The sequence below is a fragment of the Flectobacillus longus genome (genome assembly GCF_030056705.1).
GTDB lineage: Bacteria > Bacteroidota > Bacteroidia > Cytophagales > Spirosomataceae > Flectobacillus > Flectobacillus longus.
In genome coordinates this window covers 1-25,725 of the sequence record NZ_JASHIC010000046.1, presented here as the reverse complement: position 1 = coordinate 25,725, position 25,725 = coordinate 1, and the positions used below count along the sequence as shown (strand labels likewise).

Here is a 25,725-nt window from a genome sequence, read left to right as displayed (position 1 = left end):
TGGAGAACAGAAATTTTAATCTTGTGACATCTGGCCAAAGATTTATCTTTAGAATTAGGTTGGGGCACCTTATTGGTGGTTAACAGGTTGCCAGAAGATCATAGAGCCTAACCTCTTCCTTCGTTCTTTATAAATCTTTAAATCTATTTATTCGATAGGACAAATGTATTTATAAATTTATTTACTTCCAAATCTTTAAGGTGAAAAATAAAAATAATTTTATCAATCATCATACAAAGAATGGCAAATAATACCATTTACTTAAAATAAGTACAAATAATAAACTTTGATAAAAGGTATAACTATTATAAACAAATGAAAACTCATTAATTATAGACACAAAATAATTAATTGATTGTACCCGAAATGGAGGGTTTTCAAACACATACTGATATGTTGACCATGACTCTTGTTCACCTATGACTGGGAATGTATCTTCCCCCACCAACGCCCAACAGTTTTATCATAGTATCTAGCGCAAAGTCATTGATGCCTGATAAACCAAATAGTGTTAATGATTCGATTCGTTACTTTGGTATTTAAAGTGGTTTGCTACTGGGTTGTTTAAGCCTGTTCCGTTTAGTGCTTTGTCCCATGGAGCGTTTTGGTGTAATCGGTGGGGGGTATTTGGAGTTGAGAATTGGAATCCTTAGAATAAGCTAGTACTGGCTTGGAAGTCAGTACTAGCGGGGGAGCGTTTAATATATTTCGGAAGAGAACCAACTATATTTGTACTTTGATAAAGAGAATAATTGAATAGCGAAAGCCCCTTGTTTGAGAGGCTTTGGGAGTGGAAGTTTACTTTATACTACTGTACTCCTTTGCTAGTACTGGCTCGGAAGCCAGCACTAGCGGGAGAAACTTGTAAATTCAAAGTCTTCACAAATTATATAAAAATTCGATTTCCTTATATCATTTAAATCCGTTAAGTTTTCACCCCAAGGAATAAAGTCAAAGACGTATAACCCATTTATTATTAGTATGTTACAATCTAGCACGGTAATATGATTAGTAGATCCTTTAGATTCGTAAAACTTGAATTCCTTTATTTTATAAAATTTAATTATAACATTTTCGTATACGTTGAAATTAGAATACTCAATATTTCTTGCAATTACTTCTAATTCAATATAATTTTCAATGTATTCAAGTTTATAGTTTAACCTTTCTATGACTACATCACAAAAAGAGCCATATTTTTTTTTAAATAATACTGTTTTGTCCATTTTATTTGTTGCCTATTGGTTGTTACATAATTAGTTGGGTTATGGTAAACTGTCCCATCAGGTGTTACTCATCTCTCAAATGAAAGCCTAGAAAAATCCCATTACTTAAAATATCAGATTTATAGTTTAGGACAGCTAAGGGCTCTTTAAGTCTAACTTCAAATTGCTAATACCATATTAGCTAATAATGTCAGAGAACCTAATGGGTTTGAACTAGTTGAGAACCTTGATTGTATCGTCAAATTAGGTTGACTTCGATTCAAAAAATTGAAATCAATTGTTCTATTCAATTTTAAAATTTAGCTATATAATGTTTATCGACTATAAGATTCTTAAATTAATCTGTGAGTTGTATAATCGAAGTGTATAAATAAGGTTTTTCAATCTTATGTCGTATATATATATAGTTAGTTAATTTCATATTCCTGATATTATTTTACAACGAATATTTTGGATGTATTTCAGAAAGATATGAGTACAATTCTTTCAGTACACGCTTTTGAAAGACAAAACTTAATATTATATTTTTCTGTACTCCAGTTACCCGATTGTACTAATTTTACTTAAAAACAATCTAATCTTCTATTGAATATGGCAATAAAAATTAGCGATGAAACATTGTGGAAAAGATTAAGAGAAGGAGATGAACTCGCTTTTTCCACCCTCTTTGAGCGTTATTTTCGTTCATTGGTCAATTATGGAAATTCATTAATGGCTTATTCGGATAAGGTACAAGATTGTGTTCAAGATGTTTTTGTAGACATTTGGATTTACCGAAATTCTCTTCAAGAAAGTGTAGTTGTAAAGGCTTACCTTATTGCTAGTCTCCGTCGTAGGGCATTTAGGATGGTGGAAAGAGACCATATTTTCAATAAAGCCACTTCTGATGAAAAGCTAGATTTTTTGATAGATTTTTCTATCGAGGATCAACTTATACACGAAGAATTTACGGCTATAAAGGTTAAACGATTAAACGAACTTCTCAATCAACTTCCTTCAAGACAGAAAGAAGCCATTTATTTGCGCTATCACCAAGGTCTAAATATAGAGCAAATTGCTGAAACGATGGATATTAATTATCAATCCGCTAATAATCTTATTTACAGGGGATTACAGCAAATAAGAAGTGCTTGGCCAGAAGATTTTGCCCTTGTTTTACTCATGATTTCAGAATATCTCTAAATTTTTTCAAAAAAAAATACAAAATCGAGAGTACGACAAAAAAGATTGAACCTCTCTAGTTTTGAAAATATCTACTTGATACCAGATGCAAAAAAAATACCAAACAATAGACGACTTTCTAAGTGATAGCTCATTTAAGGAATGGGTGTATTCGGGGAAAGAAAACGAACAGTGGGACGAGTGGATCTCAAGAAATGGAAATCTCGTGGAGCTTTTGGAACAAGCCAAACTTTACCTGATGGCCATGAAAGTAAATGAACCATTAATAACGGAAAATGAAGTAAATGAGGCCTTATCTCATACTTGGGAGAAGATTTACCAGAAAGAAAATGTTTGGTATTTCGGCATAATCAAATATTATAATCAACATAAAGCACTTAGTAAAATTGCGGCATTGTTGTTATTTGGGCTTTCGTTGGTTTGGATATACAATCGACATAATACGCATGAATCGACTTTGGCTTATGAAGATTTGATTGAAAAGCAAGATGATGGCTTAATCGAAGAAGCTAATAACACGACCAAGCCACAGCTAGTCATATTGTCAGATGGTAGTTCGGTATTGTTACAGCCCAACAGTAAACTAAGCTATCCGAAGTTTTTCGATAAAAATGAGCGTAATGTTTTTTTACAAGGGGAGGCTTTCTTTGAAATTAGCAAAAATCCTCAAAGACCTTTTTATGTGTATTCTAACGAAGTCGTTACTAAAGTGGTAGGAACTAGTTTTAGAATTAAGGCTTACAAAGATCAACCTGAGGTAGATGTGGTCGTGAGAACAGGAAAAGTACAGGTGAGTTCAAATAAGGATTTGACATCAGCTTTTAAAACGGTTGTATTACTCCCAAATCAGTCGATTCGTTTTCAACGAAAAAGCTTAATGTTTGACCAAGTTGAAACAATTGTTCAGACTAACCCTCAAGGGAATACCGAAGTAATAGAAAGTATCAATTTTGAATTTGTGGATGCGCCTGTAAGTCAGATATTTGAGTCTTTACAAAAAGCCTATCTCATACATATAGACTATCCAGAAGAAAAGCTAAAAGATTGTTATTTAACGACCTCTTTGTCGGACCAACCCTTAGCTGAAAAACTAAAGATTATTTGCGAAAGCTTAGGAAGCAATACTAGATATGAAATGAACGGAAATCAGGTTTCTATTTTTTCTACAGGTTGCAATTAAGGCAACCATCTATTACAAATAAAAAGCGATAGAGATGCTGGAACATTTCTATCGCTAATCAAAACCACCCTTATCGTCTTTGTCAAGAAAACCTTTTAAAGGTTTAAGGGAAGCGTTTTGCCTATACCATCTCATATAGTACTAAACAAAATCAAAAGTATGGAAAAAACTTTTAACTGCAAGCGGTTGCTTTACCGAATCGTGAAAATGTCAATCTTACAAACTTTTATTGTGCTCTTTTTTACCAGTATCACCATGGCTACGAGTGTCCGTGGGCAAGAATTGCTATCACGACATGTGAGCCTAAATATGAAAGAGTCTTCTGTTGAAAAGGTATTAACTAGATTAGAAAAAGTGGCGAATGTCAAGTTTTCTTATAACTCTAGAATTTTAAAACTTGACAGAACTGTCAGTGTTTCTGCTACTAACGAGTCTTTATCGCAAGTACTTTTTCGAGTTTTAAAACCACTTAATATTACCTTCTTGGAAGTAAGTAATAGAATTATTTTGAGATACGAAGAGTCGTCGTTAAAACAAGAATCGGAAGAGTCAAATAGAGATTTTATCGAAAATCTCATGGTTCAAATTGATCATGGTATCACTGGTGTCGTAAAAGATGAAAATGGGGTTGCTCTGCCAGGGGTAAACATTCTGATAAAAGGAACAAAAAAAGGTACAAATACCGATAATAACGGAAGGTTTAGGTTAAACCTTGACTCCGAGAATGCCACTTTGATATTTACCTCTGTGGGTTATTTGACCAAGGAGGTTGTCGTGGCAGGAAGAACAGAGGTAAATGTGGTGTTGAATGTAGATAACAAATCCTTGGACGAAGTTGTGGTTGTAGGTTATGGCACTGCCAAAAAAGCTACCTTAACGGGAGCTATTTCGACCGTTGATGAGAAAGTTTTTAGAGATAGACCTGTTCAAAATGCTGCTCTAGCGCTACAAGGGGAAGTGCCAGGCTTGGTAATCACACGTACATCGACTCGTCCTGGCAACGAAGGGTTGTCTATTAGATTAAGAGGAGAATCTTCCGTTACTGCTGTAGATCCATTAATCATTATAGATGGTGTTCCTGTGGTAGGTACATGGGAGTTTAACCAGCTCAATCCCAACGATATTGAGTCTGTTACTGCCTTGAAGGATGCCTCGGCTGCTATATATGGTGCCCGTTCGGCTGGAGGGGTAATTTTGGTAAAAACCAAACGTGGAAAAGGTGGACAAATGAAGGTTAATTACAACGTCAACTATAAGTTGAACACCATCGGTATTTCGGTACCTTGGGCTGATATGTCGCAATGGGCTTCGATGTATTTGATTGCCTCTACCCAAGACCGAGTTGACGCTAATGGCAATCCAGTGGAGTGGTTTCCTCAATGGAATAAAGACCTTTTACAGAAAATGGTTACCGACCCAGCTGTCGATTTTGTTAATCCAACTACAGGAGACTTGATTCGTTATGCCAACAACAACTGGACGAACGAACTATACGATCCAGCATATTCGTCTCAACATAACTTGAGTTTGAGTGGCTCGACAGATAAAACATCCTATATGCTTTCGGTTGGTTATGCCAATAACAAATCTCTTTTGAAAACAGCCTACGACGGTGAGAAGAAATATAATCTACGTTTCAACTATGACTATAATCTTTCCGAAAAAGTAAAACTTGAGACGGGTTTATCTTTTGATAGCCGTACAGTAGAAAGCCCCAGAAATGGTTTGTCAGGAAGTGCCACAGGATTCTTTGATGCACCAGTATTTCCTACTTACAATGCTAAAGGAGATTATTATGATGTGTATGGTTACCGCAACCCAGTAGCTTTTACAAAAAGTGGTGGAAAAAGCTTTAACACAGATGCCATTGCCAGATTGAACTCAAAGCTAACGGCAGAAGTAATCAAAAACTTGACCTTTACCGCATCGGCAGCTTTGGTAAAAATTAATACTGAGAATACCCTTTACAATCAGACCTTCCTTTTCTACAACTGGTTAGGAGATAAAATTACATCCACTCAGTATGCAAAACCAGGCTTACAAGAAACAGTTGAAAGTCAGTTGTATCAAAATTATGGCGCTTTTATCGACTACAAACATACCTTTGGGAACGATCACAATTTTGCTATTATGGTTGGCAATACAGCCGAATTGACTGAATTTAAGCGTATTAGAGCATCGAGAGACAACTTGCAATTTCCGGGATTATATGATTTGAATACAGCCTATTCGTCTGACCCAGTTACGGGCTTGAACGTCCAAACCAATTCGGGCGGCTCTAATCATGTAGGTTTGGTATCGTATGTAAGTCGTGCAAATTATAACTACAGACAAAAGTATTTATTGGAAGTTTTGGGGCGTAGAGATGGCTCTTCCAAATTTCATCCTGACTATAGATGGGCTAATTTTTATGGAATCTCTGGCGGTTGGGTAGTTTCTCAGGAGAAATTTATGCAACAAATAAAGACAATTTCAAACTTGAAAATTCGTGGAAGCTATGGTGAAACAGGGGGGCAGGCTAATATTGGTAACTATGATTATATCTCAGCCATCTCGACTACAGGAACTGCATTGTTTGGTACAACACCTTCACTACAAGGTACAGCCAATCAGGCTAGCCCAATAAGCTTGACAAGAACTTGGGAGCGCATGGTCAATAAAAATATTGGATTGGATATAGCCTTGTTTAACAATCAATTATCAGCCAGTTTTGATGTTTTTGAAAAAAGAAATATCGGAATGCTGATTGATATTACTTATCCGCAAGTATATGGTGCCACAGCCCCAAAATCTAATAGCGGTGAGCTGAAAACAAGTGGATGGGAATTCTCAGCCAATTGGAAATCTTCGGTAGGCTCGGTGAAATACAACGTCGGTTTTCAGTTGAGCGACAATACCTCAACGCTTGTATCAATGCAGGGAAGAGACACTTGGACCGCAGGAAGAGTGAATCTAAGACAAGGATATCCATTGAACTCATTATTTGTTTACAAAACAGATGGATACTTTACTAGCAATGACGACGTAAATGCTTACTATGCAAAATATGGTGGTTTTGATAACTTATCAGCGATGACTGGCGCTACGACAAGACTTCGTCCTGGAGATTTGAAAGTAGTTGATTTGGATGGAAACAACCGAATTAGTCCTAATGGAGACGGAAAACCGGGTAGCGGTGACGTTTATTTCTATGGCGATGCCAACCCACATTATACTTTCGGAATTAACCTTGGATTACAATGGAAAGGTTTTGATTTCTCGTCATTCATTCAGGGAGTTGGACAGCAAAATATTCTTAGAACTGGAAATGCAAGAGCGCCATTTTTTAGAAATTATGTAAACGTAAACACCAGTTATATTGGCAAAACGTGGACTCCCGAAACCCCAAATGCAGAATTCCCTCGTATGTCATTTGATGCCAACCGCAATAACTGGAACTGGCAGTTTAATGATGTGAATGTTCAAAATTTACGTTATGCTCGCTTAAAATCTCTCGTAATAGGCTACACGTTACCTAAATACTTAACCGCTAAAATCAAATCAGACCGCGTTAGATTCTATTTCTCTGGCAATGATCTCTTTGAAGTTACTTCTGTCAAAGACGGTTTCGATCCAGAAAGAGGAGAAAGCTCTGATAGTACTTATCCATTTGCCAGAACTTGGTCATTAGGATTAGATATTTCATTTTAAAATATAATTACCATTTACGATATGAAATTGAAATACTTTTTTGTTAGCTTATTAGCTATCAGTAGTTTAATACTAACATCTTGTGAAGATAAATTTTTAAATCTTGAGCCGCTTGATCAAGCGACCGAGTCGATATACTTTACGAAAGCTACTGACTTTAAAGCTGCTTCTAATGCTTTTTATCCACAAATGATAGGTTTTAGACCAACCAATAGCAGCAATATTTATGATTTTGTTGATTCAGGCTCTGACTTGACGGCTGGTGTTTCTAACATTGGTCAGGGGGGAAATGCAATTCCTGCTACCGATATTTATTGGAGAAATGCCTACAATTATATCCGTGCCAACAATTATTTAATTCAAAAAGGAACAACCTATACAGGAAGTCAAGCCGAAATTAAACAATACATTTCTGCGGCTTACTTTTTTAGAGCTTGGAACTACTTCTTTCTTTTGAAAAGATATGGAGGTGTACCATTAGTCACTACCGTTATTGACTTAAATGATGATATTCTTTACGGTGCAAGAAATACAAGATATGAAGTTGTAGCGCAGATTCTTAGCGATTTAGATATGGCAATTGGAGGCTTACCTGCCGAAGCCGCTATTGCTGCCACTGACAAAGGACAAGTAAGTTTACAGGCTGCAAAGGCATTTAAAGCACGAGTTTTATTATATGAAGCCACTTGGGAAAAATACGTTGGCGAAAGTACGGACTTTACTCAAGGCCAAAAGAAAGCTGACAAAACTACAGCTTACTTTACCGAAGCAGCTGATTTGGCGTCTCAAGTAATGGCTGATAATACCTATCAGTTGTTCAATGGATTAGATAGTTTGAGCTATTATTATTTGTTTACGCTTGACGATGCTCAATCTAATCCTAAAGGACTTACAAAGGCTAGTAATAAAGAGTATATTTTAAAAAGCTCGTATGACTTTACTTTATTACAAGGCAATGCCAATCTTTCGCATACACTCTCTACTATGTTGGCTCCTAGTCGCAAAATGATGGATATGTATTTGTGTACAGATGGTTTACCATTCAAGGTATCGCCATTGGCAAAAGGATATGTGGGTTTAACAGATGAGTTTCAAAACAGAGATGCTCGCCTCAAAAGTATCATAAATACCCCAGGAAGAAAATATTGGGGTCGTGGGGCATCTGCTGGGGCAGATTATACAAAGGCCAATTATACCACTCTAAACAACTGGCCTACAATTATTACTGCGTATTATCCAAACTTATCTACCAACTCCTCCAACCCTGGTTATGATAACAGAAAATTTGTGAGTGAACACCCCAACAGAGCCGATTATCAAGAATCTTACGACTATCCTCAAATTCGTTTGGCAGAAGTATATTTAATTTATGCAGAAGCGAAATGTGAACTAGGAGGTGGTAAAATATCTGATACTGATTTGAACCTCTCTATCAATAAAATCAGAGCTAGAGCTTACGTTGCGCCATTGACCAACGCTTTGATTGCTCCTTATGCTAGCTTGACTATGCTCGGAGAAATCCGTAGAGAAAGAGCGCTTGAGCTATACGGTGAAAATACGCGTTTTGATGACCTAAAACGTTGGGGTATTGCCGAAGCAGAACTGAACCAATCAGTACTTGGCAAAGTAGTCTCTGTAAACGGAAAACCCACCGAAGTGGCTACTATGATTAACCCTGTCACAAAATCGGCAATCTACAAATCAAGTATCTATATATTGGGTGTCGATAACGCTACAGGAGCCTTGATTATGGATCCAGCATCTAACAGAAAATTCGCTAAAAAACATTATTTATTGCCTCTTCCAACAGACCAGCTATTACTTAACAATAAGCTTCAGCAAAACCCAGGCTGGTAGAAAAATCAAACAAGTTCTCACGAAGGGGAACTTGTTTGATAAATAGTCTTTCTCTTTATGTAATCAGATGAGGTTACTCTAAACAAAACTATTAAACTAATGGAAAAAATCTCTCTTCTGTTTTTCAGATGGGCTGCAACGCTTTTGTCTATTATTTTCTGTTTTCAGATGGCAAATGCTCAAGTAACTTTTACCCATCCCGGTTTATTGCACTCAAATGCTGATTTTGAAAGAATAAAAGCGAAGATTGCGGCTAACCAAGAGCCTTGGATTAGTGCCTATAATATTTTTAAGAATGACGGAGCATCAAGCAAATATTATGTTCTGCGTGGTCCGGCCGACAGCGTGCAACGTACGCAAACAAGTTATAGAAACGATAACATCATGAAAAGAGATGCTAATGCTGCTTATAATAATGCCATTATGTGGAAACTTACGGGTGATACGGCACATGCTGAAAAGGCCATCCAAATTATGAATGCTTGGTCTTATGCACTAAAAGCGCTTTATGGTGACCAAGTACAATTAACGGCGGGGCAACAAGGATTTCGATGGACTAATGCGGCTGAAATTATCAAAAGTACTTATGGAGGATGGGCTCCAGCAGATATTGCACAGTTTGAGAATATGCTCAAAACTAAGTTTGTTCCTCATATAGATATGTACGGAGATGCCAACTGGGGAGGTGGCTGTATCAAAACCATGATGGCAATTGGGATTTTTTGTAATGATACAGCTCTCTATAATTCTGGATTAAATGCTTTTAATACGCACGCTTGTACTTCTTTGTCAAAAATCATAGCTAGTTCAGGACAAAATACGGAAAGTGGTCGTGATCAAATACATGGGCAAATAAATATTGGTCATTTAGCCGAAGTTGCACAGGTAGCTTACAATCAAGGGTTAGATTTATTTGCTGCATTGGATAACCGTATTTTAACTGGATACGAATATTCTGCTAAATATATGCTTGGTAATGATGTTCCCTATTCATCAAGCATATATAGATGCACCATGGGGCCTTGGTCGGTTATTGCAGCAACTAATAGAACATTGGCCGAATTAGTTCCCATGTATGAGTTGGTTTATAATCATTATGTTAACATAAAAGGATTAGAAGCGCCCTACACAACTATGGCGGCTAATACCACAAGAATCGAAACTAAAACCAGTACCAATTATGATGGTGAACATCTTATGGGTTGGGGAACGCTCATGTATAGCCAAGACGAAAGTCAAAAGCAAAGTCAAACCGTTATATTTCCTGCCATTCATAAAAAATTTGGAGATGCTGATTTTGATCCAGGGGCAACTTCTTCTTCAGGGCTACCCGTTTACTACATGAGTTCAGATCCTAAGATTGCGACTATTGTCAATAATAAAGTACATATAGTATCGGCAGGTATTGCGGTAATCACGGCTTATCAAACAGGTAGTAGTTCCTATAAACCTGCTAAGGCAAGCCAAACAATGAGCTTGATTTTTAATCCATATCAAAAGTTTGAAGCAGAAAGTTATAGTTCTCAAACAGGTTTTACAACTATAACAGCTAACGAAGATGCCAATGGGGAAGCGATGGCTATTTCAGGAACTTCGGGAAATATCGTTTATACAGGAGCTGTCTTAGGAAATAATGGACCTAAAATGATGTATTTTAGATACTCGAATGCTACGGATTCTACGGCTAAGGTAACCATCAGAATGAATGCAGTGAATGGCCCTAAATTAGGTATTATTTCACTCAAACCAACTGGGGGGGAACAGAGCTGGCAAATCGATTCATGTGCTTTAAGTGAGCCTATTGCTACTAAAGATATTTGGTTGAATGTTGAAGGAAAAGTAAATCTCAACTGGATGTTATTGGATTCTGTTAAGACCTTTTATACTGAATCTCTGTCTGTTGCGTCCGTTAAGATAGAAGCCGAAGATTATTCTGATAAGGGAGGAAATGTTGATTGGAACAGTACAGGTTTAGGTAATATCAAGTCTGTCGGCTGGGTCGTGATGAAAAATATCAACTTAAATGGTTTAGCAAAAATTGAAGTTCAAGCTTCAAGTAATAGTAGTGCGGGTACTAGTATTAATAAGATTATCGAAGTTCGCTTAGATGCTTTAACAGGGCCAATCATAGCAACTTTGACGATTCCTAAAACGGGTAATTGGAATACTTACACTTTGGTGAGTTCAAACATTAGTGGTATTTCTGGTGTGCATCATTTATATTTTAGATTTACAGTTTCAGGCGGAAGCTTTACCAGTTTTCTGTATAATGTAGATTGGTTTAAATTGTATTTCAATACACAAACTATCAATTTTCCACCACTTGCTACTAAGTATGTAGGCGATGAAAGTTTTTATCCATCTGCCACAGCTTCCTCAGCACTTGCGGTTAATTATGTTAGTCAAAATCCAGATATTGCTTCTATCGTTGATGGTAAAATTCAGATTAACAAATCTGGAACAGCTATTATAAAAGCTTATCAAGAAGGTAATGCTTCATTTAGTCCTGCAACACCTGCCAGTCAAACACTAAATATTCTTAAAAAATCCCAAAGCATTACCTTTAACTCTTTGTCAACCAGAACCTTAGGTGATGCCTACTTTGAGGCAGGGGCTACGGCAAGTTCTGGATTGAGTATCAGTTATATGAGTTCAAATCCTGCTGTTGCTACGATTGTTGATGGTAAAATTCATCTTGTTGGCGCTGGAACAGCTACCATTACTGCTTCTCAATCAGGAAACGAGACTTATGACTCTGCTACCGAAGTAAGTCAAGTTTTGACAGTAAACAAAAAATCCCAAAGTATTACCTTTAACTCTTTATCAACCAAAACCTTAGGCGATGCTGATTTTGAAGCTGGAGCTTCAGCAAGTTCTGGTTTGACCATCAGTTATGTTAGCTCAAATCCTGCTGTTGCTACGATTGTTGATGGTAAAATTCATCTTGTAAGCGCTGGCACAACTACCATTACTGCTTCTCAATCAGGAAATGAGACTTATGACTCTGCCACTGAGGTAAGTCAAGTTTTGACGGTTTTGAATCCTGTTAAATTGAGTGTAAAATATCAAAATGCTGATAATGGCTCAAATAACAATATCATCCGTCCCTATTTGGTATTGTACAATGATGGTAATGTTTCTGTCAATTATAGCGATTTGACTATTCGCTATTGGTTGACTCCTGAAAACTATGCAGGTATTAATTCATGGATTGATTATGCTCAACTAGGAAATAATAACGTCAAAATGAAGTACGTGCCACTATCCTCTCCTCGCAACGGTGCTTTGGGATATATGGAGTATAGTTTTGCTACCTCAGCAGGAACGCTATCTCCAAGCACAAACTCAGGAGTGATTCAATCAAGATTTGCTAACACTGATTGGGCTAATCTCAATGAAATAGATGATTATTCATATAGTATCCCAGTCAATGGCAATACCTTCAATGCAAATGATCATATCACCATCTACAAAAATGGACAGCTGGTCTATGGTATCGAGCCAACGGAGGTGCTCAGTAATAAACAAGTTAAAGTTTATCTTGACTCGAAGAGTAATGCCACTTCAAACACGATTAGTTCGTATTTAAAAATTGATAATACAGGCAATACTCCTTTAAATTACCAAGATTTAAAAGTACGCTATTGGTTTACAAAAGAGGGTAATTCTCCACTAAACTTCTTTTGGGATTATGCAAAACTCGGTAGTTCGAATATCACTTCTCTATTTGTACCGCTAACAACTAGACGGGCTGGAGCTGATACCTATTTAGAACTAGGAATGAGTCCTAACTTGGGGGTATTTTACCCACTTAGTACAACTGAAAATATTCAGTATCGCATCGCAAAATCCGACTGGTCGGCTTTTAATCAGTCCGATGATTTTTCTTATACAATTGACAACAAGATGTCTTTGACCAATAAAGTTTCTGTTTATTACCAAGGTCAACTTATCTATGGTGAAGAACCTGCAACAATCAGTGCCAATGCAGCAAGAACTACTTCAGAAAGTAATCTATGGGAACTAAAGATAAATCTTTTAGGAAATCCTGTTGTCGATAATCAATGTCGTTTTAGCCTTAAGGGGGTAAATGGTAAACCTTTATCTATCACTTTATTCTCTATTACTGGAAATATGCTTGCTACACAAGAGATTTTCGACTATCAGGAAGAAAAAGTGTTAACAATTCCTTTCGATCAATATCTACAAGGGGTATATCTGCTAAAAATTGCATCTTTAAATCAATCCGCCGTAGTAAAAATTATGAAATAGTCTTATTAGTGCATTTTCTAAAGTAATCATACAAGAACTGATCGTGGTGTATCTGCCTTGACCAGTTCTTGTAACTATTTTTCTAAGCCTGTTTATCGAGTTTTGTGAGCCATAGTATCGCTCCATTAGCTCGTATTTTTTATTTTAACTCAAATATCAATCATGAAAAGAAGAGATTTTGTTAAGCAAAGTTTACTAACAACTACAGGAATTGTATTTACATCCAATTTACTTAAAGCTGAAAACTTAGCTCCAGACTTAAGCTTTTTAATAAATGCCAAAGATAAGGGAACGCCTTATGCTAAATTTTGGAGCAAATGTGTAGGGGCTGGTCGTGCCAATGAAGGTTTACGAGCAGGTTGGTTAGAACAATTGGCCTTGGTCAAAAAACACTGTGGCTTTGAGTACTGTCGTTTTCACGGACTCTTTCACGAAGATATGTGCGTGTATAAGGAGGTCAACGGCAAAGCAATCTACAATTGGCAATACATCGATGAGTTATTTGATAGAATGCTAGAAATAGGAGTAAAACCTTTTGTCGAATTAGGCTTTGTTCCAAAAGATATGGCAAGTACAGAAGCCCGACAGTTTTGGTGGAAGGGCTACGTTTCACCTCCAAAAGACCTTAGCAAATGGGCAAGTTTAGTAAGTGAATTTACCAAACATTGTATCCAACGATATGGATTAAATGAGGTGAAAACATGGTACTTTGAAGTATGGAACGAGCCAGATTTGAAAGGTTTCTGGGATGGAACAAAATCACAATATTTTGACCTATATCGTAGTTCTGTCACAGCCATTAAAGCCATTGATAAAGACCTACGAGTAGGTGGTCCATCAACCAGTAATTTTGTGCCAGACGAGCGTTTTGATGGAGAAGTAGAAGATAAAACAAAACATAAAACCCTTACAGTAAAGGATATAAATACGTTGGAATGGAGGGGTGTTTGGATAAAAGACTTTTTATCTTTCTGCGAAAAAAACCATTTACCTGTTGATTTTATTTCTACTCACCCTTATCCTACAGACTGGGCATTAGACCCCGAAACGAAAAAGGGAGCGGGTCGAGTTAGACACGTAAACGCCACACAAGAAGATTTGAAGTGGCTGCAAAAAACCATTGCTGAAAGTGCCTATCCTCATGTTGAATTGCATTGCACAGAATGGAGTAGCAGTCCTTCCCCAAGAGATACAACCCACGATAGCCTGCAAGCAGCAACTTATGTAATCAAGGCGAATATAGATGCTATTGGACTTACAGATTCTTTATCCTACTGGACATTTACCGATATTTTTGAAGAAAAAGGAGCGGGTGATACCATTTGGCACGGGGGCTTTGGCATGATAAATTATCAGGGAATTGTAAAACCTACTTTTCATGCTTATCGTATGCTTAATCAATTAGGCAACGAAATTTTACATAAAGAAGAAGGATTAATTGTGACTCGCCACAGCAAATCAGGTAAGATTAGAGCTTTATTTTACCACTATCCATTTGAAAGAAAAGATGTGGTTGATGGTAATGTAGAGGAAGTACTCAATACGGGTACACCAAGAAACGTAGCCTTAACAATCAAAGGGCTAAAATCTAATGCCGCTGTATCGGTAGAAACCTTGGATAAGACACATGGATTTGCCTATAAAAAATGGCAAGAAATGGGCAGTCCTCAATTCCCAACAAGGGAGCAAACAAATACCTTAAAACTACAAGCTTTTGATACCAAAAAAGAAAAGCTCCAAGGTAGTACAAACGGAACAGTAGTGTTCAAAAAAACACTTCAACCTTGGGATTGTGTTTTAATTCAAGAAATGTAAAACTAATAAAATGGGCAGATGCTGCATAGCCATATCAAGCATCTGCCACTGTAATGCTATGAGAGTGATTAATTTTATTGCTATTTTTTCCTTTCTTTCTTTTCTTACCAATGCTCAAACGCCGCTAAAATTATGGTATGATAAGCCTTCGGGTGATGTATGGGAAAGAGCTTTACCGTTAGGAAACGGTAAAATAGGAGCTATGGTTTATGGTAATGTTGAGCAGGAAATAGTACAGTTGAATGAAGCTACCGTATGGACAGGTAGCCCCAACGAAAACAATAGACCCGAAGCCTTGGCTTCTTTGGCTACCATCAGAAGATTAGTATTTGAGGGAAAACAAAAAGAAGCTGAACTACTTGCCGAAAAAACCATGCAAACCAAGAAGTCAAATGGACAAATCTTTCAGCCTGTAGGAAGTGTCCATTTACTTTTTGCTCATCAACAAGTAAGCAATTATTATCGTGAATTAAATTTAGAAAATGCCATTACTACCACACGCTACGAATCAAATGGTGTCAAATACCAACGGGAAGCCTTTGTGTCTTATCCTGCCAATACGTTGGTCATGCGTATTACTTCATCAAAACCTAATAGTATCAACTTTACCACTTTTTTTACTTCTCCTCAACAAGAAGTCGTCATTCAAACAAATAAACAAAAACAATTGCTTTTGCATGGCTCTACCAAAGGGCATGAAGGAGTAGCAGGGAATAAACTCAAATTTCAGTCAATAGTTTCTATCAAAAATAAAGGGGGAGAACTCACTCAGACAGATTCTTCTCTTGTGGTAGCTGGTGCGAATGAAGTGGTGATTTATATCAATATTGCTACCAACTTTGTCAATTATCGTGATATATCGGCCGATGAAAACAAACGCTGTGCCAACGATGCCAACAGCGTCTTGTCTGAGTCGTATCAGCGTATTTGGCAAAAACATATTAGTGCTTACCAAAAGCTATTTAAACGAGTTGCTATTGATTTAGGAACAAATCTTGCCCAAGAAGCTAAACCTACCGACCAGCGATTAGAGGAGTTTAGAAATAGTGATGACCCTTCTTTTGCAGCACTCTATTTTCAGTATGGACGATATTTACTTATTTCTTCATCGCATCCCAATGGTCAGCCTTCTAATTTACAAGGCATTTGGAACAACAGGTTAAATCCATCATGGGACAGTAAATATACCATCAATATCAACACCGAAATGAACTATTGGCCAGCCGAGAAAACCAACCTATCAGAAACGCATACGCCTCTATTGAAAATGGTTAAAGAATTGTCGGAGATGGGGCAAGAAACAGCCAAAGTAATGTATGGATGTCGTGGGTGGGTTGCTCATCATAATACTGATATTTGGCGTATCACTGGACCAGTCGATAGAATTTTTTGGGGTGTTTGGTCAATGGGTGGTGCATGGTTATGCCAACATTTATGGGAACGCTACTTATATACAGGCAACAAAACTTACTTGCATGAAATCTATCCAATTTTAAAAGGAGCATCTTTATTTTTTGTTGATAATTTGGTAGAAGACCCTCGAAATAAATATTTAGTGACCAATCCGGGTACTTCTCCCGAAAATGCCCCCAAAGCACATCAGGGTTCTTCATTTGATGCAGGGGTTACGATGGATAACCAAATTGTGTTTGATTTATTGAGCATTACCATTCGAGCAGCAGAAATCCTTCACAAGGATAAAACTTTTGTAGATAGTTTAAACACTACCAGACAACGTTTGTCGCCTATGCGTATTGGACGACACGGACAAATCCAAGAATGGATGGACGATATAGACGACCCGAACGACAAGCATCGTCATATTTCTCATTTGTATGGACTATTTCCGTCTAATCAAATTTCTCCATACAAAACACCTGAGCTTTTTTGGGCTGCCAAAAACACCTTATTGCAACGTGGCGATATTTCTACAGGCTGGAGTATGGGCTGGAAAGTGAATTGGTGGGCAAAAATGCAAGATGGAAATCATGCTTTTCAGTTAATCAAAAATCAACTGTCTCCTCTTGGCGTAAATCCATCTGGAGGCGGAACGTACCCTAATTTATTCGATGCACACGCTCCTTTCCAAATAGATGGAAATTTAGGTTGTACCTCTGGTATTACAGAAATGCTTGTGCAAAGCTCAAACAATGATGTTCATTTATTGCCTGCTTTACCCGATGGATGGCAAACGGGGCGTATTTCGGGCATAAAAACAAGGGGTGGTTTCGAGATTCTATCTTTAGAATGGAAGGATGGGAAAGTTAGTAAACTCATCATTAAATCAAACTTAGGCGGAAATTTAAGACTAAGATTGCCCAATAAAATTAAGCTAACAACGGGTAAATTAATAGATAACCCTGTGGGTGAAAATCCTAATCCTTTTTTCCAAACCGAAGCAGTCAAAAAGCCAATTGTAGGTATAAACACCGATATTAAGCCTTTAGTATTGAAAGAAACATTCTTGTTTGATATGCAAACCACGAAAGGGAAAATCTATGAAATTTCGTCTATTTAGCAAAACTATGATTGAACCAGTATCTATGAAAACTATTCTCAAAATGAATTATTTTTTAAAAAAATCGCTCGGTAGTGTAATAATAATGCTGGTGTCTAGCTTTCTGGTCGCTGGGCAATACGCTAAAAATAATACTGTTACTAATCCTGCTTATGTGTTTCAAAATCCGCCAGCAAGTGCTAAACCGGGTGCTTTATGGATGTGGATGGGTTCTAATTTATCTAAAAAAGGTATTACCAAAGATTTGGAAGCCCTCAAAAAAGCAGGGTTTAACCGAACAACAATGTTTAGTTTAGCGGATGTGACGACTCCTTGGGCTGGTGAAATTAAAAAATCGCCTACGCCCGAGCTGATTGGATGGACTGAACCTTGGTGGAAATTAGTTCGATTTGCAGCAGAGGAATCGAAACGTTTGGGAATGGATTTCGGTATGTTCAACTGTCCTGGTTATGAAGCAAGTGGTGGGACATGGATTAGTCCCGAACTTTCGATGCAAGAAATTTGCTGGTCGAAGACAGAAGTAAATGGAAATACAGCCCTTTCCACTGTGCTCGAACGCCCAACAGTAAATCCTCGTGCCAACCTGAGATGGCCTGTGTATAATCCTGAAACTGACCTTCTTGAAAAACCTGTTATACCTGCCCGAAAAACGTACTACAAAGATATTGTTGTACTAGCAGCACCAAGCAAAGGTATTGTTGCTAAAGATAGTATTATTGACATTAGCGATAAAATGCAAGCCGATGGAAGTATTGTTTGGCAAGTACCAGCAGGGAACTGGACAATCTATCGAATTGGGCATACAACGATGGGGGCTTTTATACAACCTGCCCAATGGAAAGCAACTGGCTTAGAGTGTGACAAAATGAGTCAGGTGGCGGTGGAATTTCATATCAATCATGTGATTGGTGAAGTCAAAAAAAACCTTGGCGATTTAATCGGTACAGGTTTTACACACATACATTTTGATAGTTATGAAGCGGGCATACCTTCATGGACACCCAAAATGCGTGAAGAATTTAAAAGCCGTAGAGGTTATGACTTAAAACCCTATCTATTGACCTTCGCAGGAAGAAATGTAGGTGGGAAAAACGATTCAACAAGGTTTAGAAAAGATTTTTACGCCACAATTGAGGACTTACACCGAGATATTTACTTCACTACCTTGTCAAGAAAACTCAAAGAAGCCAATCTTACTTTTTTGTGTGAACCTTATGGTGGGCCGTGGAAACAAGCGGATATAATGCCTCTTATTCCTAACGTTATGACAGAATTTTGGACACATAATGGCGTATTCTCTCCTTATGAACTCGAACCAACCGTTGAGGCATTAAGACTTTCTGGGCAAAATATTATTGAAGCAGAGGCATTTACAGGCATACCTAAGTTTAGTAGTTGGATGGAAACGCCAAGTTGGTTGAAGCCTATTGGTGATGCGGCATTTTGTGCAGGAGTTAATCGACTTATTTTACATCGCTACACACAACAACCGTGGGATGATAAGTTTTTGCCTGGTGCTACTATGGGGCAATGGGGTACTCATTTTGACCGAACACAAACTTGGTGGAAAGAATTTCCTGCGATGGTAAAATACTGGCAACGTTGTCAAGCTTTATTGCAGTGGGGAAAAATAGTTTATAACCAAGTAGCTGATTTTTCTGTGCAGATGATACAGGGGGAAGTTACTATCAAATCAATTCATCGGAAGGAAGCCGATACCGATATTTACTTTATTGCCAATACATCCCATAACAAAGGTGAAATACTAGGGAAATTTAAGGTGACGGGGATGCAACCCGAATGCTGGAATCCAGTGACGGGAGAAATGCGCACTTTATATGAGTTTAGTCATAAAGATGGTTACACCGAAATACCCTTAACTTTTGAGGACGCACAAAGCTTTTTTATCGTATTCAGAAATAAACTTTTAACGCAAAAAGCAGTACAAAGGAAAAATTTTAGTGTTGAAAAAACTGCTATTACTATTAATCAGCCATGGAAGGTGGTTTTTGATGCCAAATGGGGCGGACCTACCAAGGCTGTCGTATTTCAAAATCTCAGTGATTGGACGCAGCATTCAGACAATGGCATTAAATATTACAGCGGAACAGCTATTTATAAAACTACGTTTGCTCTTTCACAAAACTTATTATTAGATAAAAAAGGTCATATCGAACTTGATTTAGGGGTAGTAAAAAACTTGGCTCATGTCAAAATAAACGGTCATGACCTTGGTACAATCTGGACAGCCCCTTGGTCGGTAGCGATACCTGCGAATTTATTGAAAGCTACTAATAACCAACTCGAAATTGCTGTAACCAATGTATGGGCAAATCGTTTGATTGGAGACGAACAAGAACCTGATGACTGTGTTTGGCTACCTGGACATCAAGGTGGACGTTTCTTGAAAGAATTTCCAGATTGGTTTCTTCAAAATAAACCAAGACCCTCGAAGAATAGATTTTGTTTTACTACATGGAATTACTTCACAGCTCAATCGCCACTGGTCAGTTCTGGTTTAATAGGCCCCGTTCGTATCATAAAAACTGAATAGACAAATCATAAACAAGACATGATTAATAAAGATTTTTCCAGAAGAAATTTTATCAGATTAGCCTCATTAGGAATGGCAACAGTACCCTTAGCTTGTAAAAGCACCAAGCCAATGGCAACACAACAACGAGATAGAAATCTAAGATTTTTATTTCAAGGGGATTCTATTACTGATGGTAATAGAGGCCGAAACGCCGACCCTAACCACATCTTAGGGCATGGCTATTGCTTCAGTGTAGCAAGCAAAATTGGAGCAACATACCCAGACCGAAACTTGCAGTTTTTTAATAAAGGCATTAGTGGAAACACCATCATAGACCTCGAAAATAGATGGCAACAAGATACCTTAGAAATAAAACCGGATGTTTTGAGTCTTTTGATTGGCATAAATGACGTGAATGGATTCATTAATAAAAAAAAGGAGGCAAATAATCTCACCAATTTCGAGCAGCAATACAGAAAACTTCTTACGTCTTGTTTAAATCAAAATAAAGAAATGCTTTTTGTGCTTGGCTTACCTTTCTGCGTACCTACAGGTTCACGTAAAAATGAGTTTGATCAATGGCATACGCCTACTATTGAAAGAGCTGAAGTAGTTAAATCAATAGCCAAAGATTTCAATGCTGTGCTTATTGATTATCCCCAAGTATTTGCTCAAGCACAAAAAAAAGCCCCTCTCGAATATTGGATTTGGGATGGCATACATCCAACGGTATTTGGGCATGAACTCATGGCAAGAGAATGGATGAAGCAAGTTAGCAATCGACTAAGTTTCTTAAAACCATTAGTTTATTCAATATAGTTCGACGAATATCGTCGATGTTTTTTGTAATCAGGCACAATAATATTTAAAATGAAAATTCCTTTTTTAATCCTGCTTTTATTACTTTTTACGCATAGTATTAATGCCCAAAATCTGCCTATTCCTCAAAACATCGGTACGCATCACCCTCGTGTTTTTGGCAAAGATATGTCGTTGAATCAAGTCAAAGCATTGGTACAACAGGAGCGTTGGGCACAGGCGATTATCACCAAAACCCAAAGTAATTTAGCACCTTACCTCGACCATTTCAAAACAGACCAATCTTGGTTGGTATCTAGGTTGCAAATGAATTGGAAAACAAAGGCTAACCAAGTATATATCAAAGGAGGTACTTATGATCATACCGAGGGCGAAGCACCTGTACCAACCGTAAAATTCCCTGGCACTCGAAATCATGCTACCGATTATTTAACGCCTAAAATTGAAGAGATTCTGCCTTATATGGACGACCCCAAAGGCTTGTATCTGCAACACCGAGATCGACCTACACAATGGGAATGGACGGGCATTTCAAAGTCGGGAAAAATCGTAGAAAACATTAATCGTCAAATCATTGGTATTGCCAAAGATGCCGCATTTATGTACTGGTACACGAGTGAGCCAATCTACGGAGAGCTGGCTTATTCGGTGTTGAATACCTATTTAGAAGGTATTTTTTATCTTAAAGAACCTATCGACTTGAGTCATGGACATCATCAAACATTGGTGGGTTACACGTCTTTCGAGGTGATTCAAGAACATATACTCAATGAAATAACCCTAGGATATGATTTTTTACATGGCTATCTTGAAAAACAGCATCCTGAAAAGTTAGATTTATATGCTCAAACCTTACAAAAATGGGCTGATTTGATTATTAAAAATGGCGTAAGTTTCAATAACTGGAATTTATTAGAAGCAGCACATATCTCTCATATTGCCTTGGTTTTAGAAAATAACGTAGCCTATAAAAATGGAAAAGGAGCACAATATTATTTAGACCAAATCATGAATCAAACATCCACCAGACAATGGTCGATGAACAAATTAATTGAGTATGGATATGATAAAAAAATAGGTATTTGGAACGAAAGCCCAGGCTATTCTATGAATGTACTGAGCGATTTTATTGCTTTTGCCGAGTTTTATGACCGTAATTTTGATGTAGATTTATTAAAAGAAATCCCCGTATTGAAACAGGCTGTCAAGTCAAGTGCCCAGTATCTTTTGCCTAATAAATACATGGTTTCTTTTGGAGATGGACATTACAACAAACTACGAACAGAACCTATACTTTACTTAATAAAAAATGCTCAGAAATATGGCAAGAAAGAAGACGAAGTTTTTTTTACAAGTATGTACAAAACCATTTATTCCGACAATACAACAGCAACAAAGTACGAAGGCAGAAGCATCCAAGATTTGTTTGCAGAACAACCATTGGTATTTGATCCAAACAGCAAAGCCAGCAAACTGAGCGATTATACAAGTCCTTTGTTTTATGCTCCGAATACAAGTTGGTTGGTACAACGCCAAGGCGAAGGCGAATCGGCCTTGATGATAAGCCAAATTGGCTCGTTAGGAAATCACATGCACTCAAATGGTATTGCTATGGAATTGTACGGAAAAGGCTTGCCTTTAGCACCAGAAATGGGTCATGGCTCAAGCTATTTTTCTATCGAATATGCCGAGTATTATACGCAGTTTCCTGCACATAATACAGTGATTGTCAATGGTAAATCTAAGTATCCAGAAATGAAAAGTAATCATGCTTTTTCGTTGAATGCTTCCTATCCTAAAAGTGGCGAAAAACAAGCACCTGTAGGGTTGACGTTTTCGGATGTATCTTTTCGAGAACCTGAAACCGAAAGTAATCAGCGTAGAGTGATGGGAATTGTAAAAAATGGAGAGAACGAAGGCTATTATATTGACATATTTCGCTCAACCCAAAGCTTAGGAAACAATATAAAAAACGAATATTTTTACCACAATCTCGGTCAGAGTCTTGACCTATATGCAAGCGATGGCACTCCCCTACCACTGACTACCACCACAAAATTGGCTTTTGGCGACGGCGATTTAATGGCATACGATTATATGTGGGCTAAAAAATCTATAGAAACTTCCCAGCATTTCAAAGGTAAATTTACACTCAAGTTAAAAGATAAAATTGTCAATATGAACCTCTGGATGCAAGGACAAGCAAACAGAGAGATATTTTCTGTTCTTTCGCCCAAATCTACAGCTCTTAGCCACGGTTTGGTACCAGATGACATCGCCAACAATCCTATCCCAACGTTGGTTGTTCGCCAAAATGGAGAGGCTTGGAAACGCCCTTTTGTAGCTATTTATGAGCCCTCTTTGAATCATACGTCTGCGATTCAATCGGTAAATTATTTTGGGAAAAATGCCTTTGTCGGAATCCATGTTAGCCAAAAATCCTCGCAAGATGATTATATTTTTTCTACTCTTTCACCAGATGAAAAAGTAACATACAAACACCTAGGATTTACAGGAACGTATGGGGTTATTAGTGAGAAATCCAATGATTTTAACATATTTATTGGTCATGGTAAATATATTTCAAATAGTAAGTATTCCATTACGCTTGACACTACAGCATGCACAGCCACGTTGAAAAGTGAAAATGGCACTCTCTTTTTTAGTAGTGAAAGTGCCTCTACAATTACTATAGCAATTAAAGAGCAGGTAAAGAGTGCTGTAATGACAGATATGAACGGGCGTAGATATTTGGGTGTTGTTGATGCCAAATCAAAAACAATCAAGTTCAAATTACCTTCTATGACTAATCAAACTCTTAAGCTTAGTTTGAATTAAAGCTAATGGGCTATATGTCAAGTATAAAAGTGTTTTTGATAAAATCCATTCATGATTTTATCAAAAACACTTTTATGGTTTTAGCTTATGGCGTATATCTTAATACCTATTGCGAGTAAAATTAATTTTGCTTCTAGTTATAGAGACGTTAGGAATAAGTTCACGACCACGAAACGGAGCTGATGAAAAGATTGGTTTCTGAAAAATCCTAATAAATAGGCATATCAATTATTACAAAATTCACTTTTTAATTTTTGTAATAATACTGAGCTAAAAAACAAAGGTATCTTACCTCTCTTCCGACATTAAAAATTCCTAATCTACAATTGTGTAAACTCCTTTATATAGACCTAAGCATCATTAGTACACCTATACCATTACTGAATTGAACCAAATTATCAAATAAATTGGACTACTTAGAAAAGCCCTTCCATGCCAAAAGTATGAACTTTGCAGTGTTCAAAATCAACAAATATCATTATGAGAAAATCAAAAGCATGAATATGGTTTTTTGAGTGCGGTTGAAGAGGCATCTGATGAGGAAGTTAAACAGAATTACGAAGTCAATGTATTTGGATTATTAAAAGTTACAAGGGCAGTATTACCCTTTATGCGTGCCCCAAAATCAGGTCATATCATCAATATTTCCTTAGTGGGTGGTCCAACAGATATTGTTGGGTGGGGGTTGTATGGCTCTACTAAATTTGCTGTTGAGGGTATCACTGAAACAATGGTCAAAGAATTAGCACCACTTGGAATTCATGCTACTACTGTTGCCCTGGCTTTTTTAGAACAGAGTTTTTAGATTAATCTTCTTTGATTAGAACTACCAATGTGATTGATGACTATCACGACACTGTTGGTGCTATGCGAGATTTTGCTACATAAGTCAACAAAAAACAACCAGACGACCTATTAAAATTGGCAAAGGCCTTTATTCAACTTGTTGATCCCCAAATCCTCCTGTTCATTTACTGCGTGGGAATGACACTTTACAAATGTTTGGTGAAAAAATCGAGGATTATAAGTCTCTATGCAATCGCTTTGGATGCAACGCCTTCAAGCTGTATAGGCTTTAACTTTATTGCATTCATTGCTATAGTACTGAAGAAAATTAAAAAGTCAAGATGACTTCAATATTAAATACTCTGGTTACCTTAGTTTAATTTTATAAAGAACTAACTAATAATTTGTATTCTATGCTCATCAAAATCATCGCCATTGCAGGCTGTCTGACTTGGACAAAAGGCCCAGAACCTACATCAAAAGCAATTCCAAGCAAAGGACTACTACGCCATGTAGTTGTGGTAACTTTCAAAACTAATACTTCTATTGACTTGATTCGAAAAGTTGATATTTCATTCAAGAATTTATCTAAATTGTCTATGGTAAAAGGTTATGAATGGGGAATTGTTAAAGATGACAAAAACACAAAAAAAGTAAAACATGTTTATGTCACTACTTTCGAAGGTCAGAAAGAAGAAGACGCTTATGGTAAGTCGCCAGAACACCAAAAACATATTAAACTAGGTGCTGAGAATATCGAGTCTGTAGAATCTGTAGACTATTTCTTGCCATAACTATTTTGATAGCATAATAATACCCTCCATCATAAACATTAAGTCGTTATGATGGAGGGTATCATTATTAATTACTAACACTTAAGTATGAGTGCTGAATTGTGAGTGATGAGTTTTGAGTGTAATTTTATGATTACTAATATTTTATCTCATCAATTTCTTAAATTTAATTTTGCACGATTAATTAAGTTAGTGAGCAAAATTAATTTTAC

At 37.1% G+C, this 25,725-nt stretch carries 12 protein-coding genes and 1 riboswitch; all 12 genes read left to right on the top strand.

Annotated elements, in window-relative coordinates; translation table 11 throughout:
* Positions 1-39: 39 nt before the first annotated feature.
* A riboswitch (SAM riboswitch) is annotated at positions 40-136 on the bottom strand.
* Positions 137-1,817: 1,681 nt separating this feature from the next.
* Positions 1,818-2,408 carry an RNA polymerase sigma factor gene (locus QM491_RS24665; RefSeq protein WP_283330230.1) on the top strand — a complete coding sequence of 197 codons (591 nt, stop codon included), beginning with the start codon at positions 1,818-1,820 and terminating at the stop codon, positions 2,406-2,408.
* An 85-nt stretch (positions 2,409-2,493) separates the two neighbouring features.
* On the top strand, positions 2,494-3,588 hold the full coding sequence (locus QM491_RS24660; protein ID WP_283330229.1) for a FecR family protein: 1,095 nt from the start codon (positions 2,494-2,496) through the stop codon (positions 3,586-3,588).
* 159 nt (positions 3,589-3,747) lie between these two features.
* A complete protein-coding gene (locus tag QM491_RS24655) occupies positions 3,748-7,278 on the top strand; it encodes a TonB-dependent receptor (protein ID WP_283330228.1) in 3,531 nt (1,176 codons plus the stop codon).
* Between the two features lie 21 nt (positions 7,279-7,299).
* Positions 7,300-9,135 carry a RagB/SusD family nutrient uptake outer membrane protein gene (locus QM491_RS24650; protein ID WP_283330227.1) on the top strand — a complete coding sequence of 612 codons (1,836 nt, stop codon included), beginning with the start codon at positions 7,300-7,302 and terminating at the stop codon, positions 9,133-9,135.
* Between the two features lie 99 nt (positions 9,136-9,234).
* Positions 9,235-13,407: a cellulose binding domain-containing protein gene (locus QM491_RS24645; RefSeq protein WP_283330226.1), complete on the top strand. Its 4,173-nt coding sequence runs from the start codon at positions 9,235-9,237 to the stop codon at positions 13,405-13,407.
* Between the two features lie 162 nt (positions 13,408-13,569).
* A complete protein-coding gene (locus QM491_RS24640; RefSeq protein ID WP_283330225.1) occupies positions 13,570-15,222 on the top strand; it encodes a GH39 family glycosyl hydrolase in 1,653 nt (550 codons plus the stop codon).
* A 58-nt stretch (positions 15,223-15,280) separates the two neighbouring features.
* Positions 15,281-17,740, top strand: a complete 2,460-nt coding sequence (locus QM491_RS24635) for a glycoside hydrolase family 95 protein (protein WP_283330224.1) — start codon at positions 15,281-15,283, stop codon at positions 17,738-17,740.
* A gap of 43 nt (positions 17,741-17,783) precedes the next feature.
* The gene (locus tag QM491_RS24630; protein ID WP_283330223.1) at positions 17,784-20,294 is read left to right on the top strand and encodes a glycosyl hydrolase; all 2,511 of its coding nucleotides are present in this window, start codon (positions 17,784-17,786) and stop codon (positions 20,292-20,294) included.
* A gap of 18 nt (positions 20,295-20,312) precedes the next feature.
* Positions 20,313-21,095: an SGNH/GDSL hydrolase family protein gene (locus tag QM491_RS24625; RefSeq protein WP_283330222.1), complete on the top strand. Its 783-nt coding sequence runs from the start codon at positions 20,313-20,315 to the stop codon at positions 21,093-21,095.
* A 51-nt stretch (positions 21,096-21,146) separates the two neighbouring features.
* Entirely contained in the window at positions 21,147-23,933 is a 2,787-nt protein-coding gene (locus QM491_RS24620; protein WP_283330221.1) for an endo-acting ulvan lysase-like protein, read from the top strand.
* Positions 23,934-24,444: 511 nt separating this feature from the next.
* The gene (locus tag QM491_RS24615) at positions 24,445-24,738 is read left to right on the top strand and encodes an SDR family NAD(P)-dependent oxidoreductase (protein ID WP_283330219.1); all 294 of its coding nucleotides are present in this window, start codon (positions 24,445-24,447) and stop codon (positions 24,736-24,738) included.
* Positions 24,739-25,132: 394 nt separating this feature from the next.
* Positions 25,133-25,513 carry a Dabb family protein gene (locus tag QM491_RS24610; RefSeq protein ID WP_283330218.1) on the top strand — a complete coding sequence of 127 codons (381 nt, stop codon included), beginning with the start codon at positions 25,133-25,135 and terminating at the stop codon, positions 25,511-25,513.
* Positions 25,514-25,725 lie beyond the last annotated feature (212 nt).

Excerpts from the sequence above, each read along its gene's own strand:
- QM491_RS24650 (WP_283330227.1), top strand. The coding sequence starts at position 7,300 with ATGAAATTGAAATACTTTTTTGTTAGCTTATTAGCTATCAGTAGTTTA.
- QM491_RS24660 (WP_283330229.1), top strand. The coding sequence starts at position 2,494 with ATGCAAAAAAAATACCAAACAATAGACGACTTTCTAAGTGATAGCTCA.
- QM491_RS24640 (WP_283330225.1), top strand. The coding sequence starts at position 13,570 with ATGAAAAGAAGAGATTTTGTTAAGCAAAGTTTACTAACAACTACAGGA.
- QM491_RS24625 (WP_283330222.1), top strand. The coding sequence starts at position 20,313 with ATGATTAATAAAGATTTTTCCAGAAGAAATTTTATCAGATTAGCCTCA.
- QM491_RS24630 (WP_283330223.1), top strand. The coding sequence starts at position 17,784 with ATGAATTATTTTTTAAAAAAATCGCTCGGTAGTGTAATAATAATGCTG.
- QM491_RS24665 (WP_283330230.1), top strand. The coding sequence starts at position 1,818 with ATGGCAATAAAAATTAGCGATGAAACATTGTGGAAAAGATTAAGAGAA.
- QM491_RS24620 (WP_283330221.1), top strand. The coding sequence starts at position 21,147 with ATGAAAATTCCTTTTTTAATCCTGCTTTTATTACTTTTTACGCATAGT.
- QM491_RS24610 (WP_283330218.1), top strand. The coding sequence starts at position 25,133 with ATGCTCATCAAAATCATCGCCATTGCAGGCTGTCTGACTTGGACAAAA.
- QM491_RS24655 (WP_283330228.1), top strand. The coding sequence starts at position 3,748 with ATGGAAAAAACTTTTAACTGCAAGCGGTTGCTTTACCGAATCGTGAAA.
- QM491_RS24635 (WP_283330224.1), top strand. The coding sequence starts at position 15,281 with ATGAGAGTGATTAATTTTATTGCTATTTTTTCCTTTCTTTCTTTTCTT.
- QM491_RS24645 (WP_283330226.1), top strand. The coding sequence starts at position 9,235 with ATGGAAAAAATCTCTCTTCTGTTTTTCAGATGGGCTGCAACGCTTTTG.